Source organism: Bradyrhizobium sp. SK17 (assembly GCF_002831585.1).
GTDB lineage: Bacteria > Pseudomonadota > Alphaproteobacteria > Rhizobiales > Xanthobacteraceae > Bradyrhizobium.
Window position 1 is genome coordinate 708,390 of the sequence record NZ_CP025113.1, and the last position, 16,039, is coordinate 724,428.

The window sequence follows — 16,039 nt, forward strand, 5'->3', positions numbered from 1 at the left end:
CGCGCAAACGCGTTCCGTGTTTGTCGCGACGGAAACCCGGTCTCCACTTTTCCGGATCATGCTCTAGCTCCGCTTGATGCGCGGATCGATCGCGGCCTGCGCGATGTCGACCAGGAGATTGAGCAGCACGAAGAACAGCGCCAGCACCAGGATCGTGCCCTGCAGCAACGGCAGATCGCGCTGGAAGATCGCCGAGTTCAGCAGCAGGCCCGAGCCCGGCCAGGAGAACACCGTCTCGATCAGGATCGAGCCGCCGAGCATATAACCGAGTTGCAAGCCCATCACCGCGAGCGCGGTCGGTGCCGCGTTCTTGACGACGTGGCGAAACACGTGGGTCTCGCGCAGGCCCTTGGCACGCAGCGCCTCGACGAAGTCCTGGCTCAAGATGTCGCCGGTCAGCGCGCGCACGGTGCGGGTGACGATGCCCATCGGGATCACCGAGGTGGTGATTGCCGGCAGCACCAGATAGCGCAGATGCTCCCAGTCCCATGCCCAGGCCGCCGAGCCGCCGGGTCCGGCGCCGACCGCAGGCAGCCAGTTGAGCTGCACCGAGAAGATGATGACCAGCACCATGCCGAGCCAGTAATGCGGCAACGAGACGCCTGCGATCGCGATCGAGGTCGCGACCTTGTCGACCCAGGTGTCGCGGAAGTAGCCGGCGATCAGCCCGAACAGCAGGCCTAGCGTGAAGCCGATCATCGCGGCGGCGACCGCCAGCATCACGGTGTTGCCGACCGCGCGCATCACCTCCGACAGCACCGGGCGCCCGGTCGCGATCGAGTTGCCGAGATCGCCGTGGATCGCGCGCCACAGCCACAGCCCGAACTGCACCGGCAGCGGGCGATCGAAACCATAGGCCGAGCGCAACTGCGCGGCGAGCTCCTGCGAGGCATCGGCCGGCAGCACCGCGACCAGCGGGTCGCCAGGCGTGATATGCACGAGCAGGAAGCACACCAGCGCGACGCTGAGCACGATCGGAATGACGTAGACGATTCGTCTGGACGTATAGGCGAACACAGGCTTACCTAACGTGATGTCGCACAACGAGGTGCGCAGGTTACGGTCAGAGACGCACGATACGAGGGTTCCCTCCCCCTTGCGGGGGAGGGTTAGGGAGAGGGGTGGCCGCACGGGGACTTCCCGTGTGAACCCCTTCCCCCAACCCCTCCCCGCAAGGGGGAGGGGAGCCCTACCAGCGTGCTCATCTCACGGCGCGACCGTGACCGGCGAGAAGTCGACGAACCAGCTCTTCGGCTGCACGAAGCCCTTGATCTTCGGGCTCATCGCCCGTGGCGCGACGTCGTGGGCGACGAACAGGAAGGTTGCATCGTCGACGGATGCCGCATGCAGCTCGGCCAGCGCCGCGTCGCGGGCCGCGGGTTCGAAGGTCTGGCGGGCCTTCTTCACCAGCTCGTCGAACTTCGGATTGTTGTTGAAGCCCCAATTGTTCGAGACAGGCGGCGCCATGCCCGATTGCAGGAAGCGTACCAGCGCGAAGAACGGATCCATCGCCGCGTAGGTGACGTTGATCGCATTGCTACCATTGGCCGACGGGTCCTTGGCACCGCGCCGCCAGTTGGTGAACAGCGTGTTCCACTCGATGACATCGAGCTGCACATCGAAGTAGCACTCCGCCAAAGCCTGTTGCAGATATTCGTTCATCGGCAACGGCAGCATCTGGCCCGATCCCGACGCCGAGGTCTGGATCTTGACCGTCAGCTTCTTGTTCGGGCCGAAGCCCGCCTCCTGCATCAGCTTTTGCGCAGCCGGCTTGTCATACTTGATCTGGAAGGTCGGGTTGCCGCGCCACGGATGACCCGGCTCGAACGTGCCGGTGGCCGGCACCATCAGTCCCGCGAGCAGGCCATCGCGCAACCCTTCGCGATCGATGCAGAGATTGGCGGCCTTGCGGACCCGGATATCGTTCCACGGCGAGCCCTCGACGCGGGAGAACTGCCACGGCCAGACATGCGGCTCCTCGTTGGAATAGAGATTGAAGCCGCGCTGCTTGATCTCCGGCAACGCATCCGGCGCCGGCGCCTCGATCCAGTTGACCTGCCCGGACAGCAGCGCGGCGGTGCGCGCATTGGCCTCCGGCATCGGCAACAGCACCATCTTGTCGGTCTTCGGCACGCGGGCCTTGTCCCAGTAGTTCTCGTTCTTCACCAGTTCGAGCCGCTCGCGCGGGGTGAAGCTCGACATCTTCCAGGGACCGGTGCCCGAGGCGTCCTTGGCGAACGCAGCCCATGCGGCCTGCGACTTCGCCTTGGCGTCGGCGCCTTCGGCCTTGTCGTAGAACTGCTGCCACTTGGCCGGGCTCGCCATGAACAGATTGGTGAGGTTGATCGGCAGGAAGCTGTCCGGCTCCTTGGTGGTCAGCTCCACCGTCATGTCGTCGATCTTGCGCGCCGAGACCAAGGTCGGCATGCGCGAAGCGGTGACGCCGACCTGGCTCGCGTCGTATTGCGGCGCGTCCTGCTTCAGAACCTTGTCGACGTTCCAGACCACCGCGTCGGCATTGAACGGCGAGCCATCATGAAAGGTGACGCCGGGACGCAGCTTGAAAACCCACTTGGTCTTGTCGGCATCGTCGACCTTCCACTCGGTGGCGAGGCCCGGGATCATCGCACTGGCCTTGTCCGACGACGACAGGTCCCACATCGTCAGCGCGTCATACATCGTCAAGCCAGTGAAGCGATTGCCTTCGAAACCCTGGTCGGGCTGCCCGAGCGTGCGCGGAATATCGGCAGCCGTCATGCCAATACGCAGCACGGTTTCGGCGCTGGCGATCGCCGGCACGCAATTGGCCATCGCGAGCGCCAGCATCATCGCTGCCGCATTGGTCTTCCTGTTACGCATCTGAGCAACCCCTTCGAGACTGGTGACGTTTTGGTGATTATTTGTTGGGCAAGCGTATGCAATGCCTGTGCCAAGGGGAATAGTTCTTCAGCAAATGATCGCCGGGCGCGTCATTTCTTCCCACCTCGCCCCTGCACCGCACAAAGATGCCTATTCTGGCATCATGCTTGCACCATTCGGCTCCGACGTCCCACCAACGGAGCCTTTAATATGCGTGAGCGCAATTCGATCCTGACGGCGGCTGTGGCGCTTGCCCTCATCACGGGCTGGCCTTCCTTGTCCGCGCAAGCGGAATCCATTGTGCGCTACGGCATCTCGATGGCCGACATTCCGCTGACGACGGGCCAGCCCGATCGCGGTGCCGGCGCTTATCAGTTCACGGCCTACACGATCTACGATCCGCTGGTCGCCTGGGAGATGGACGTTGCCGACCGGCCGGGCAAACTGGTGCCCGGACTCGCCACCGAATGGAAGGTCGACGACGGCGACAGGACCAAATGGCGTTTCACGCTGCGCAAAGGCGTCAAGTTTCACGACGGCAGCGATTTCAACGCCGATGCCGTGATCTGGAATCTCGACAAGGTGCTGAATGACAAGGCACCGCAGTTCGACAAGCGGCAGAGCGCGCAGGTCAAGACCCGCCTGCCTTCGGTTGCGAGCTACGCCAAGATCGACGATTCCACGATCGAGATCACGACCAAGACGGTCGATTCGTTCTTCCCCTACCAGATGCTCTGGTTCCTGGTCTCGAGTCCCACGCAGTATGACAAGCTCGGCAAGGATTGGGACAAGTTCGCGAGCCAGCCCTCCGGTACCGGCCCGTTCAAGCTGACCAGACTGGTGCCGCGCGAGCTCGCCGAGCTGACGAAGAATCCGGATTACTGGGACAAGAAGCGGCTCGCCAAGGTCGACAAGATGATCCTGATCCCGATGCCGGAAGCGCTGACCCGCACCAATGCGCTGTTGGCCGGCCAGGTCGACCTGATCGAAACACCGGCGCCCGACGCCGTGCCACAGCTCAAGGCCGCCGGCATGAGGATCGTCGACAACGTGACGCCGCATGTCTGGAATTATCATCTGAGCGTGCTGCCAGGCTCGCCCTGGACCGACATCCGGCTGCGCAAGGCGCTCAACCTCGCGATCGATCGCGACGCGGTGGTCGGCCTGATGAATGGTTTGGCGAAGCCGGCCAAGGGCCAGGTCGACCCGTCCAGCCCGTGGTTCGGCAAGCCGAGCTTCGAGTTGAAATACGACCTCGCCGCAGCGAAGAAACTGGTCGCGGAAGCCGGCTACTCCAAGGACAAGCCGCTAAAGACCACCTTCATTATCGCCCAGGGCGGTACCGGGCAGATGCTGTCGCTGCCGATGAACGAATTCCTGCAACAGAGCTTCAAGGAGATCGGCATCGACATCGACTTCAAGGTGGTCGAGCTCGAGACGCTCTATACGCACTGGCGCAAGGGCGCGGCCGACGAGATGAACGCCGGCATCACCGCTAACAACATCGCCTATGTCACGTCGGATCCACTCTATGCCATCGTGCGGTTCTTCCATTCCGGCCAGGTGGCGCCGACGGGCGTCAATTGGGGCGGCTACAAGAACCCGAAGGTCGATGCGTTGATCGACGAAGCCAGGCAGACCTTCGACACCGCGAAGCAGGACGCGTTGCTCGCGCAAGCTCACGCACTGATCGTCGACGATGCCGCGCTGGTCTGGGTGGTGCACGACACCAATCCGCACGCACTATCGCCGAAGGTGAAGACCTTCGTGCAGGCGCAGCATTGGTTCCAGGATCTGACGCAGATCGGGCTGGAGTGACCTCTTCCGCCGTCGTCCCGGCGAAGGCCGGGACCCATAACCACAGGATTGAGTCGTTGTAGCATGCTGTGGCCCCAACCATGTTTAACAACATCGATCGGTGGTTATGGGTCCCGGCCTCCGCCGGGACGACATCGGATGCGTGACGTCTACTTCGTCGTCAACGCGAACGCGCCATCCCAATCGACCGGCGGCGGTTCGGCCTGGAAGGCGCGAATCCGTGCCTCATAGAGACTGTAGAGATACTGCAACGTCTGCGCCTCATCGGTCTTGCGGCCGCGCTCGATCGCAGCGAGTGCACCGTCCCAGTCACGGCCACGGTAGCAGGCGAGCATCTCGATGGTCAGGTTGCGCAGCCGCTGGAAGCGCCCGGAGTTCGCCACGTCCTCGCGGCCGGCGATCGCGTAGATCACCTCGGGCTCCCTCTTGCCCTTGACCATGATGAAGTCGAGCTCGAGGATCGCGAATTTCTCCTTCACCGCGAGCGCGGTCTTCGATCCCACGATGATCGGGAAGCCATATTCCTTGGACTGTCCCTCGAGCCGCGAGGCCAGGTTGACGCTGTCGCCGAACACCGAATAGTCGAAGCGCACGTCGGAACCCATATTGCCGACCACGCAGGTGCCGGTGTTGAGACCGACGCCGATGTTCAGCGGGACATAGACATGCCCGCCATCCCGCGCCTCCTGCTCGCGCTCGCGGTTGAGGTCGCCGATGCGCTCCAGCATGTCGAGCGCGGCGTCGCAGGCGTTAATCTGGTGCTGTCTGTCGTCGAGCGGCGCATTCCAGAACGCCATGATGGCGTCGCCCATATACTTGTCGATCGTGCCCTTGCGGGCGAGGATCGCGTTGGAAAGCGGAGTGAGGAAGCGATTCATCAGCGCCGTAAGGCCCTGCGGGTCGCTCTTGTAGGTTTCCGAAATCGAGGTGAAGCCGCGCATGTCCGAGAACATGATGGTCATCTCGCGCTCCTCGCCGCCGAGCACCAGCCGCTCCGGCGATTGCGCCAGTTGCTCGACCAGCGCGGGCGACATGTACTGCACGAACTGCGACCTGATCTGCCGGCGCTGCTGCTGTTCGCGCACGAAAGCGGAGAAGATCAGCGTGAGGTAGATCGCCGTGGTCGACATCAGCGGGTAAGTGAAGTCGATCAGGAGCCGATGCTGGGCATAGAAGTACCAGGAGGTGCCGATCAGCACTGAGGCGAACAGCCCGCCGACCGCGACCAGCGTCACCGGGCCGAACTTCGGGGCGAAGGCGATCACCAGCAGACCCATGACCAGCGCGGCGAGGAATTCGATGCTGATGCCGTAGTTCGGCTGCGAGACGACGTCGCCGGTCAGCGCGCTCTCCAGCACCTGGGCATGAACCTCGACGCCGGGCATCGCCGGCGTCACCGGCGTCGTCTTGATGTCGTTCAGTCCGATCGAGGAGGTGCCGATCAGGACCAGCTTTCCGGCGATCTTGTCCGGCGCGACACGTCCCTCCAGCACGTCGATGGCCGAGACATAGATCGAGGGATCGCGGGGCGCGTAATGGATCCAGAGCTGGCCATTGCGATCGGTCGGGATCGCAAAACCCTTGACGCCGAGACTCTGAATGCCGGCCTCGTCGGCCTTGATCAGGATGGTGCCCGTGCCGCTCGCCACACGCAGCATCTCGAAGGTCAGCGACGGCATGGTGATGCCCTGGGCGACCATGATCATCGGCACGCGCCGCACGATACCGTCGCGTTCCGGCTTGATCGTGAACAGGCCGCGTCCGGCCGCCGCCTCTTCGAGCACAGGCACGTTGCGCAACAGTCCCGGAAACTCGACCATGAATTGCTGCGGCTCCTCGCCGAGCATCGCAAATCCCGTGACCGGCAGCTTTTCATTGAGGTCGGCGCGCACATTGGGGCCGCCGGATTCGCCGAGCACCACGCGCGAGCTCTTGATGGCGTCGGCCAGGATGCTGTCGTTGCTCGGCAACTGCCGCAACCTGGTGCGCATCTCCTCGTCGAGGCTGCTGAAGGTGTCGGCCGCGATATCGGGATTGAGCCGGTCCGGCTCGGAGAACACAGCGTCGAAGGCGATCACCACGGCACCGAGCCGGGTGAGATTGATCACGATGTCGGCGATCCGCGTGCGGGGCCAGGGCCATTGTCCGAGCCGCGGATCGGCGAGGCTCTTCTCGTCGATGTCGACGATGGTGACTGGATGCGCAGCCTTCTTGCGGGGTTGGAGCACCTGAAAGGTGTCAAACGTCCTAACACGAATTTCCTGAACCGGAGCCGGATCCGCGGCGCGCAGCGCGGCCACGCCGATCAGCAGCCCGACGCAGGCCAGCCGCGCATAACCGAAGCGCCGTCCGAACCACCTTCGTATCGCCCTCAGCCGTTTCATGCCGTCTGGATATCACGGTCGCGCGAGCCGATCACGCGCGGACTTTCGCAACGGCCGGCTCGGCCGCCCTCAGGCAATGCCGCCGGGATGAAGGATGAAGTCGTTGATGTGCAGGTTCGCCCGATTGACGTTCGTCAGCATGATCGAATCGTTGGCATCGAGGTGAATCAGCGTGCCGTTGGCGAGCTGTTCGACGGCGGCATTGTTCAGCCAGGCGTTGAACGAGTCGGCATCGCCGGCAACGAAGGGCGAATAATCGAACAGGTTGATCTTGTCGATGCCAGGCTTGAAATCGGTGATCGTGTCGTTGCCGGTGTCGGCCCTGAACACGAACTGATCGGCGCCACCACCGCCGGTCAGCGTGTTGGCATGGCTGGTCGCGAAGATCACGTCGTTGCCGGCGGTCCCTTGCAGCGCGATGTTCGGGCCTGAGGTCGTCAGGTTGAAGATCAGATTGAGCGTGTCGCTCGCACCATGGCCATCGGTCACCGTGAGCGCAACCTGATCGGTCACCGGCGGCGTATGGCCGGGATCGGTGAAGGTAAGGCCCGTCGACCCGAGCGCGGCGTTGATGTCGGAGAGATGGCCGAGCAGCGTCGTCGGCGTCACGCTGTTGCCGGAGCCGGGCGGCGTCGACGCGGCCAGGGTGAATATCTCGCTGGCCGCGGCATCGGCGTCCGTGACCGTCAGGCCGGTGATCGTTTCGGTCCCGTCGGGATTCTGGATCAGGCCGATATTGTCGGGATGGATAATGGGCGCATCATTGGCGCCGATCACGTCGACGGTCAGCGTTGCGACCCCGACGGCGCCATGCACGTCGATCGTCTCGACACTGAACGTATCGGCGAAGGTCCCCTCACCCAACGCGTTGATCGCGGCCGAGTCGGGAACGTAGGTGTAGGTGCCATCCGCATGCACGGTGAGCGAGCCATAGAGACCCGCGATCGGCGTGTTGACCGCGAGATGGCTCGAATTGAGCGCGGCATAGGTCAGCATCGCGATTTCACCCTGGTCGACGTCATTGCCGTGGAGTGTCCCGGTCAGCGGGCTGAACGTGTCGTTGGCCGCGGTATCGACCAGCGTGCCGGCAATGACATTGGCGAGCGTCGGCGCGTCGTTGGAGCCGTCGATCGTGATCGTGATCGGCTGGGTGACGACGCCGCCATGATGGTCGTCGATCTGGATCGTATAGGTCAGCGTCAGCGTCTGGCCCGCGGCGAGATAGTCGAAATTCTTGTCCGCCGCCGAGAAGGTCCAGGTCGACGCTCCCGTCACGCCGCCGGTCGCGTCCGTCAACGTGCCGAGCGAGAGCCAGTTCAGGATGGTGGACTCGTCCTCGGTCAGGCCCGTGGTTGCGCCGGCCTCGGCGACACCGGTGATGGTCACCGCGTGGGTGTCGCTGAGATCGGCATCGGTGAACGTCACGGTGCCGGATGCGCTGTCCGGCTTCGACGACCCCGTCGTGTCGGGTTGCTCAATGATGGTCGCGGCCTGCGCCGCCGACGTGATGACCGGCGTATCGTTGCTGCCGACGATCATGATGATCACCGGCTGGCTCGCGATGCCGCCATGGTGATCGTTGACCTCGACCGTGTAGGTCAGCGTCAGCGTTTCGCCGGCAGCCAGATAATCGAAATTCTTGTCCGCGGCCGAGAAGGTCCAGAGCTGTGACCCGGTGATCCCGCCAGTCGAATCGGTCAGCGTGCCCAGCGAGAGCCAGTTCAGGATCGTCGATTCATCCTCGGGCAGGCCCGTGGTGGTCCCGGATTCCGCCACGCCGGTGATGGTCATCGTGTGGGTGTCGCTGAGATCGACATCGACGAACGTCATCGCGCCGTGGGCGACGTCGGGCGTGAGCGAACCGGTCACGCCGGGCGCCTCGGTAATCGTCGCGGTCGACGGCTCCGAGGTGAATGTCGGCGCGTCATTGGTCCCGGTGACGGTGATGGTCACGGGCTGGGTGACGACGCCACCATGATGGTCATCGACCTGGATCAGATAGGTCAGCGTCAGCGTCTCGCCCGCGGCGAGATAGTCGAAATTCTTGTCGGCCGCCGAGAAGGTCCAGGCCCGCGATCCGGTGACACCGCCGGTCGAGTCGGTCAGGGCGCCGAGCGACAGCCAGCTCAGGATCGTCGACTGATCGGGAAGGCCCGTAGTAACGCCCGCCTCGGTTACGCCGGCGACCGTGACGCTGTGGGTGTCGCTGAGATCGACATCGGTGAACGTCACCCTGCCGGACGCGACATCATGCGTCAGCGAGCCGGTCACGTCGGGGATTTCGGTGATGGCCGCCGCCTGGGTCGGCGAAGTGATCACCGGCTTGTCGTCGGTTCCGACGATCGTGATCGTGACAGGGAGCGTGACGACGCCGCCATGATGATCGTCGATCTGGACCGTGTAGGCCAGCGTCAGCGTCTCGCCCGCGGCAAGATAGTCGAAATACCTGTCGGCAGCCGAGAAGGTCCAGGAGCGCGATCCCGTCACGCCGTCGGTCGAATCGACCAGTGCCCCCAGCGACAGCCAGCTCAGCACGGTGGCCTCGCTGGCGAGCCCCGTGGTGACACCGGCTTCGGTGACGCCGGTGATGGTGACGGAGTGGGTGTCGGTCAGATCGACGTCGGTGAATGTCACCGTGCCGTGTGCGGTATCTGGAACGGTGGAGTTCGTCGTCCATGGCTGCTCGACGATCAAACCGACCTGTGCCGAGGACGTCACGACCGGCGCATCATTGGTACCGGTAATCGTGATGGTGATGGTGTTGTACCCGGTCTCGTTGCTCAGCGCGAAATTGTTGTCGACGCGCACCATGTAGGTCAGCGTCAGCGTTTCGCCGGCGGCCAGGAAGTCGAAGGCGCCGTCGGCCAGGCTGTACGTCCACCTTGCCGAGCCGAAATTGCTGTTCAGCGGATTGGGATCCAGCAGCAGCGGGATCTCAACGGCCTTGATGGCCGCCAGTTGCACCGCCGTCAGCGACGAGGTCACGTCGTTGCCGCTGGCGTCGTGGTAGTTGAACGCATTGAAATAGGCCGTCGCAGTCGGCGTGTCGCCAAGATTGACGTCCACCCACGAGATCCCGCCCGTCACGGTGTCGGGCACCCCGCTATGAGTCACCCCGGGCTGCTCGGTGAACTCCGCATTCTGCGTCACGACTTTCGGCGGCCCGGCGACGTGCTGGGACCCCGCGGCAACGGCCTGCGGGATGGTGACGCCGGAGATCGACAGCAGCACGGTGGTCGGCACGACGACGTCGCCGCCAGCGAGCTTGATACCGATCGTGACCGGGATGACGCTGTCAGTGAAGTTCGTCGTGAGCTTGGTGTTGGGATTCGAATTGTCGGTGAACTTCAGCGCGAAGACGTCCGAAATGAGCTTCTGCGCATCGGTCGACAGTTGCGCCGACGAGACGAAGCTGACGCTGCCCTGGCCGTTGACGATGGTCTGGGTGCCGGCCTGATCGACGGTCGCGATCGGATTGAGCGTCGTCTTGTCGAACAGGATGTATGAGCCCGTGGTGCCATCGGGCTCGACCAGCACCTGGAATTTGGCTGGCGGGACGCCGCCGGTGCCCTGCACGTCGAAATCGATCTCGACCAGCACCGCGGTGCCGCGGATGCCCATGGTCGCGACCGGCGTGTCGACCTTCATGTCGCCGTGCTTGGCGGTCGCACCGGCCACGAACGAGATCGTGCCCGAAACCAGGCTCATCAGCGACGAATTGCTCGACCCGTTCGGGTCGTAGATCATCTCGTTCAACACCATCTTGGCGTTCGGTCCGAGACCGAACACGGTGCCATCGATGAAGGTGATGCCGAGCGTCGAGTCGCTACCGGATTGCACCACGTCGCCCTTGTTGACGTTGTCACCCTGGTTCAGGATGATCGCGACGCCGTTGCGAATGGCGGTGGCACTTCCGGTCAGCTTGGTGACGTGGCCGATGACCTTGGCCGGTTCCGCGGCCCCCCAGCCTGCGCGTACTGGGTATAACCGGTGAGCGCGTTGACGAGGTCGCCGGTGAGATGCGCACCCTCAGGCGACGCCAGCGCCGCCCGGTGCTCGCCCTTGAAATAGTCGCGCAGAACCAGTTCCCGGTCGTCCTTCGCGATGACGAGGTCGAGCCCGGTCCGCTTGAAGTCGCCGGTGAACAGCAATTGCCCGTCGTCGACCGTGATCGCGCCGGGCGGCGCATGTGTGGAGACGCTGTCGACATGAACCGACCCGCCACGGGCATAGGCGTCCGTGTCCGGCAAAAAGCCGTCGAATTTATCGACAAAGTTCACGGGCGGCTCACCGCACGATGGTTAAAATTCTTAAGGTATCCAAATGAATGCTTATGCATATCACTGGATAAAGCCTGGCGAAACCATGTCGTGCTTGCGCACGGTGCTCCGGCCGCGCCTTCTTGCCGGGTCAGCTCCGGCCCCCTGTCTCGCGACTCGTGTAGTTCGGACTCGATAAACGGTATCATGAGGTGGGATTCGGGCCAAGATGGGTATTGAGCCACGTGTTCGTGGTATCGATCGACATCACTCTACTTGCCTCTATTTGCCCGCAGTCCCGGGCCGGGAGTTAACCGCAAACTTCCGGCTAAAGCTGTGAATTAGCTTACAAATTACAGCAGCCCTGCGCGCGGACAGCCGATTGCCCGAATCCAAGCGTAAGGCGGCGCGAGGGCAGAAAAGGTTCGCTGGTTCCCTTCACAAACCGATAAAGTTTTCGGGACCCTGACCACGCGACCTTCAGCCTCTTGCCCGGTTTCCCCACATCTTAAGCGGATTCAAAGGGCCGTCTGCCATGTTGGTGGCATTGAAACGATCCGGTCACGTGCGCGGTGCAGCATGCGCCCGCCGATGCCCGGACAGGGGTGTCACATGGGATTCTCGCTTCGCTCGCGCACGCTGCGTGCCGTCATGCTGGGGTTCGGCCTGGCGCTGACCGCCCCGATTGCCGAGCTCAACGCCGCGTCGCTGCTGTCGCCCGGCCCGGCAACATTGATCAGACAATCGACCGAGCCGTTCGGCCAGCGGACCAGCCTGCTCGCCGGCGGCGGCCTGCACGACAAATGGCTCGGCGTGCAGCGCCAACTCGCGGGCGAAATGGTGCAACTCGCGATCTGCGAAGGCGACCGTGAGGGTTGCGCGTCGCAAGAGGCGTTGCGGTTCCTGGCGATCGTCGATGCCGGACGGGCGCGGGACGGCCGCGCCCGGTTCGGCGAGATCAACCGCGCGATCAACCTGGCGATCCATCCGGCCAGCGATCTGGCCGCCTATGGCGAGCCCGACGTCTGGGCCACGCCGCTGGCCACCTTCGCTCGCGGCAGCGGCGACTGTGAGGATTATGCGATCGCGAAATTCGTGGCGCTGCGCGAGGCCGGCGTCGCGGCGGACGACCTCCGCATCGTCGTGATGCACGATTTGCTCGGCGGCGAGGACCATGCCGTCGTCGCGGCGCGGCTCGCCGGCCACTGGCTGATCCTCGACAACCGCCGCATGGCGATGATCGAGGATTCCGATATCAGGAATTTCCGGCCGACCTTCGTGATCGACCAGCATGGCGTCAGCCGCTATGTCGATGCGCCGCTCGTCACCGAGGCCGCGTGGCGGCCGGCCGTGCCGGCGAATTGAACCGAACTTTCAAATACATTCCGTCATTGCGAGCGAAGCGAAGCAATCCATCCCTCCGTGGAGAGATGGATTGCCTGGTCGCGATGCTCCTCGCAACGACGGCAGGCGGAGTCCCGGCCCGCTCAGAACATCAGGTTGTCCTTCACCAGAACCCAGCGGCCGGCTTTCACCTGCTGCACCTGGGTGATGGTGTTGGCGAGATGATCGGTCTTGGAGAACTTGGTCGGCGGCGAATTGAAGATGTCGAGGAACTTGTCGCCTGACTCCAGCGAATCCAGCATCTTCTGTCCGGTGAGATCCTTGCCCGCTTTCTGGGCGTAGAACGCAAAGGTCATCACCGCATTGTAGCCGATGATCGCCTGGGTGTTGGCGTCGGTGTTGAACATCTTCTTGTAGTTGACCAGCCAGTCCTTGACCTTGCCCTTGGCCGTGTCCTCGTAGGGGATTTCGAAGCCCGAGGCGGCATAGAGCCCTTCGACGGCCTCCTTGCCGAGCGCCGGCACTTCGAGCACGTTGGTCGGCGTGGCGCCGAGGAAGGTTACGTCCCAGCCGAGCTTCTTGGCCTCGTTCATCGCGCCAATGGTCTCGCGGATCACGGTGCCGAGCACGACGAGGTCGCAGCCATCGGCCTTCATCTTGGCGATCTGCGCCGAGAAGTCGGAGGCGCCGCGCTTGTAGCTAGTGATCGAGGCCGGCTGCACCTTCATCGCCGCGAGCTGCTGGGTGAAGCCGTCGAGCACGTTCTTGCCGTACTCGTCGTCCTGATTCATGATGCAGGGCTTCTTGAAGTTCTTCCACTCCATCATGTATTTGAGCGCGGCGCGCGTGCTCTCGACATAGGGCAAGAGGTTGTTGAACTTCAGCCGCTCCTGCGGCTTGTTGGGATCGAACTTGAAGGTGAATTCCGCCGCCGTGAGCGGGAACAGTTGCAGCACGCCGGCATCGAACAGGATGTCCTGCGCGGCGAGCGTCGGTGCCGAGCCCATCGAGCCGATCATCGCAAAGATCTTGTCGCGCTCGACCATCTTCTGCGAGGCCAGCACGCCCTTCTTCGGATCATAGCCATTGTCTTCCAGGATCAGCCTGATCTTGCGACCGTTGATGCCGCCGCCGGCGTTGATCTCCTCCACCGCCATCTTCATGCCGTTCGACACCGGCACGCCCCAGACCTTGATCGGGCCGGACAGGTCCTGATGCGTTCCGATCACGATCTCGGTCGGCGAGATACCCTCATTGGTGACCTTGGTCTGGGCTGCGGCCGGCAGACAGGTCAGCGCCAGCGCGCTGACCGCAAGGCCCAGCGCCTTCAGCGATTTCGACATTGCAGTCTCCTCCTTGCAAAGGCCCATGGTGAGCGAAGGGTCGGGCCTGCTGGCTCCTTCGCGACGTTCGTCGTCCGCTACGCCACCGCCCGCTCGCCATACATGGCGTCGATCTCGGCCGCGTAGCGCTTGTTCACGAAGCTGCGCTTCAGCTTCATGGTCGGCGTCAGCTCCTCGTCCTCCGGCGTGAGCTGGCGTTCGATCAGGTAGAATTTCTTGACGGTCTCGACCCGCGCGAACTTGACGTTGACCGCCTCGACCTCGCGCTGGATCAGGTCCTGGATCTCGCGGGCCCGGCACAGGCTCGCGTAGTTGGTGAACGGGATGTCGTAATCCTGGGCGTATTTCTCGACATTCTCCTGATCGATCATGATCAGGCAGGTGAGATACGGCCGCTTGTCGCCGATCACGACCGCGTCCGAGACGTAGGGCGAGAATTTGAGCTGGTTCTCGATCTCCGACGGCGTGATGTTCTTGCCGCCTGACGTGATGATGATGTCCTTCATCCGGTCGGTGATCTTCACAAAGCCTTCATTGTCGATCGCACCGACATCGCCGGTGTGCAGCCAGCCTTTGGCGTCGATCGTCTCGGCGGTCTTCTCCGGCTGGTTGAGATAGCCCATGAACAGGTAGTCGCCCTTGATCAGGATCTCGCCCTTCGGGCAGATCATCACCTCGCCCCAGGGCGCGGCCTTGCCGACCGAGCCGAGCTTGATGCGGTCCGCCGGCATCATGGTCGCGACGCCGCAGTTCTCGGTCTGGCCGTAGACCTCGCGCATGTCGATGCCGAGCGCGAGATACCAGCGGATCAGATCCGGCGAGATCGGCGCGGCGCCGGTCAACGCGATCCGGCAGCGGTCGAGCCCGAGCATGCGGCGGATGTTGCGGAACACCAGCCAGTAGGCGGCACGGTTGGCGAGCCGCAGCGACAGTGGCGGCGTCTCGCTCTCCAGCCGGCACTCGGTCATCCGGTTGCCGATCGCAAGCGCCCGGGCGTACATCCAGTTCTGGAACGGGGTCGCGTCCTTCAACGCGATGGTGATACCGGAATAGAATTTCTCCCAGATCCGGGGCACCGCGAGGAATGCGGTCGGCTGCACCTCGCGCAGATTGTCCGGCACCGTCTCCGGGCTCTCGGCGAAATTCATCACCGAGCCCAGCGCGAGCGAGATGTAATAGCCGCCGACCCGCTCGGCGACGTGGCAGAGTGGCAGGAACACCAGCCGTTCCTCGCTGTCGGTCGAGGGATAGAGATCGTTGGCGTGGCGCATCTGATGCGTCACGCTGCGGTTGGAGTGCATTGCGCCCTTGGGCGGGCCTGTGGTGCCCGAGGTGTAGACCAGGATCGCGAGATCGGCGGCGGCGCGGCTACCGGTCATCTCGTCCCACAGGGCGTCGTTGCCTTGCGCGTGATTGCGGCCGAGCGCGGTGAATTCCGCGAGCGACAGCACCATCGGATCGGAGAAGCCGGAGAGGCCCTCCATGTCGAACACGACGATCTTGTCCAGCGTCGGACAGCGCGACCGGCAGGTCAGCACCTTGTCGAGTTGCTCCTCGTCCTCGACGAAGATCACCCGGGTGCGGGAATCATTGACGAGATATTCGACCTGCGCCGCCGAATCGGTCGGGTAGATACCGGAGGAGACGCCGCCGGCGCACAGAATGCCCATGTCGGCATAGACCCATTCCGGCACCGCGTTGGCGATGATCGAGCCGACATCGCCGGGGCGGAAGCCGGTCGCGTGCAGGGCGAAGGCGATGTCCCTGGAAATCTGTAGCCATTGGCGCCAGCTGGTCGGCTGCCAGATGCCGAATTTCTTTTCGCGGATCGCGGGCCTGTCGCCACGCGTTTGCACCGCGAGCAGAAAGCTCCTCGCGATCGTGTCGGCAACCGTCAGCACCGCCGGTCCTGCCATGCGCGCTCCCTCCTCTGCCGCCTGCCTCACGTGCCGGCCCTTGGTGCCGGTCTTGTTCACGAGACAGGGCTAAAATCTAGCTCCAACTCTGTTTCAGTACCAAGCCTTCCTCAGCG

General features: G+C 63.5%; 9 protein-coding genes. 2 read left to right on the forward strand and 7 right to left on the reverse strand.

Annotated features, from left to right (window positions below):
- Window positions 1–63: 63 nt before the first annotated feature.
- Together CWS35_RS03345 and CWS35_RS03350 are read right to left on the reverse strand one after the other, a co-directional pair.
- On the reverse strand, window positions 64–1,017 hold the full coding sequence (locus tag CWS35_RS03345; RefSeq protein ID WP_100950764.1) for an ABC transporter permease: 954 nt from the start codon (window positions 1,015–1,017) through the stop codon (window positions 64–66).
- Between the two features lie 189 nt (window positions 1,018–1,206).
- Window positions 1,207–2,859, reverse strand: coding sequence for an ABC transporter substrate-binding protein (locus CWS35_RS03350; RefSeq protein ID WP_024581639.1), 1,653 nt, complete (start codon window positions 2,857–2,859; stop codon window positions 1,207–1,209).
- Window positions 2,860–3,069: 210 nt separating this feature from the next.
- Here CWS35_RS03350 and CWS35_RS03355 point away from each other — a divergent pair, with 210 nt between their 5' ends.
- The gene (locus CWS35_RS03355) at window positions 3,070–4,677 is read left to right on the forward strand and encodes an ABC transporter substrate-binding protein (RefSeq protein ID WP_100950766.1); all 1,608 of its coding nucleotides are present in this window, start codon (window positions 3,070–3,072) and stop codon (window positions 4,675–4,677) included.
- A gap of 149 nt (window positions 4,678–4,826) precedes the next feature.
- Here the strand turns inward: CWS35_RS03355 and CWS35_RS03360 are convergent, their stop codons facing one another.
- The 3 genes from CWS35_RS03360 to CWS35_RS39930 form a co-directional block, all read right to left on the reverse strand.
- Window positions 4,827–7,061 carry a CHASE2 domain-containing protein gene (locus CWS35_RS03360; RefSeq protein ID WP_100950768.1) on the reverse strand — a complete coding sequence of 745 codons (2,235 nt, stop codon included), beginning with the start codon at window positions 7,059–7,061 and terminating at the stop codon, window positions 4,827–4,829.
- Between the two features lie 69 nt (window positions 7,062–7,130).
- Complete coding sequence (locus CWS35_RS03365; RefSeq protein WP_245438850.1) at window positions 7,131–10,904, reverse strand: VCBS domain-containing protein; 3,774 nt, start codon at window positions 10,902–10,904, stop codon at window positions 7,131–7,133.
- Between the two features lie 74 nt (window positions 10,905–10,978).
- Window positions 10,979–11,341 (reverse strand): hypothetical protein, encoded by a 363-nt coding sequence (locus tag CWS35_RS39930; RefSeq protein WP_245438851.1) that lies wholly within the window; start codon window positions 11,339–11,341, stop codon window positions 10,979–10,981.
- A 591-nt stretch (window positions 11,342–11,932) separates the two neighbouring features.
- On the opposite strand from CWS35_RS39930, the gene CWS35_RS03370 reads away from it, so the two are divergent.
- Window positions 11,933–12,685: a transglutaminase-like cysteine peptidase gene (locus CWS35_RS03370; RefSeq protein ID WP_024581635.1), complete on the forward strand. Its 753-nt coding sequence runs from the start codon at window positions 11,933–11,935 to the stop codon at window positions 12,683–12,685.
- 122 nt (window positions 12,686–12,807) lie between these two features.
- Here CWS35_RS03370 and CWS35_RS03375 read toward each other — a convergent pair whose 3' ends face one another.
- Window positions 12,808–14,007 carry an ABC transporter substrate-binding protein gene (locus CWS35_RS03375; protein ID WP_024581634.1) on the reverse strand — a complete coding sequence of 400 codons (1,200 nt, stop codon included), beginning with the start codon at window positions 14,005–14,007 and terminating at the stop codon, window positions 12,808–12,810.
- A 77-nt stretch (window positions 14,008–14,084) separates the two neighbouring features.
- Window positions 14,085–15,923 carry a long-chain fatty acid--CoA ligase gene (locus CWS35_RS03380; protein ID WP_024581633.1) on the reverse strand — a complete coding sequence of 613 codons (1,839 nt, stop codon included), beginning with the start codon at window positions 15,921–15,923 and terminating at the stop codon, window positions 14,085–14,087.
- Between the last annotated feature and the right edge of the window lie 116 nt (window positions 15,924–16,039).

Excerpts from the sequence above, each read along its gene's own strand:
- CWS35_RS03370 (WP_024581635.1), top strand. The coding sequence starts at position 11,933 with ATGGGATTCTCGCTTCGCTCGCGCACGCTGCGTGCCGTCATGCTGGGG.
- CWS35_RS03360 (WP_100950768.1), bottom strand. The coding sequence starts at position 7,061 with ATGAAACGGCTGAGGGCGATACGAAGGTGGTTCGGACGGCGCTTCGGT.
- CWS35_RS03355 (WP_100950766.1), top strand. The coding sequence starts at position 3,070 with ATGCGTGAGCGCAATTCGATCCTGACGGCGGCTGTGGCGCTTGCCCTC.
- CWS35_RS03380 (WP_024581633.1), bottom strand. The coding sequence starts at position 15,923 with ATGGCAGGACCGGCGGTGCTGACGGTTGCCGACACGATCGCGAGGAGC.
- CWS35_RS03350 (WP_024581639.1), bottom strand. The coding sequence starts at position 2,859 with ATGCGTAACAGGAAGACCAATGCGGCAGCGATGATGCTGGCGCTCGCG.
- CWS35_RS03375 (WP_024581634.1), bottom strand. The coding sequence starts at position 14,007 with ATGTCGAAATCGCTGAAGGCGCTGGGCCTTGCGGTCAGCGCGCTGGCG.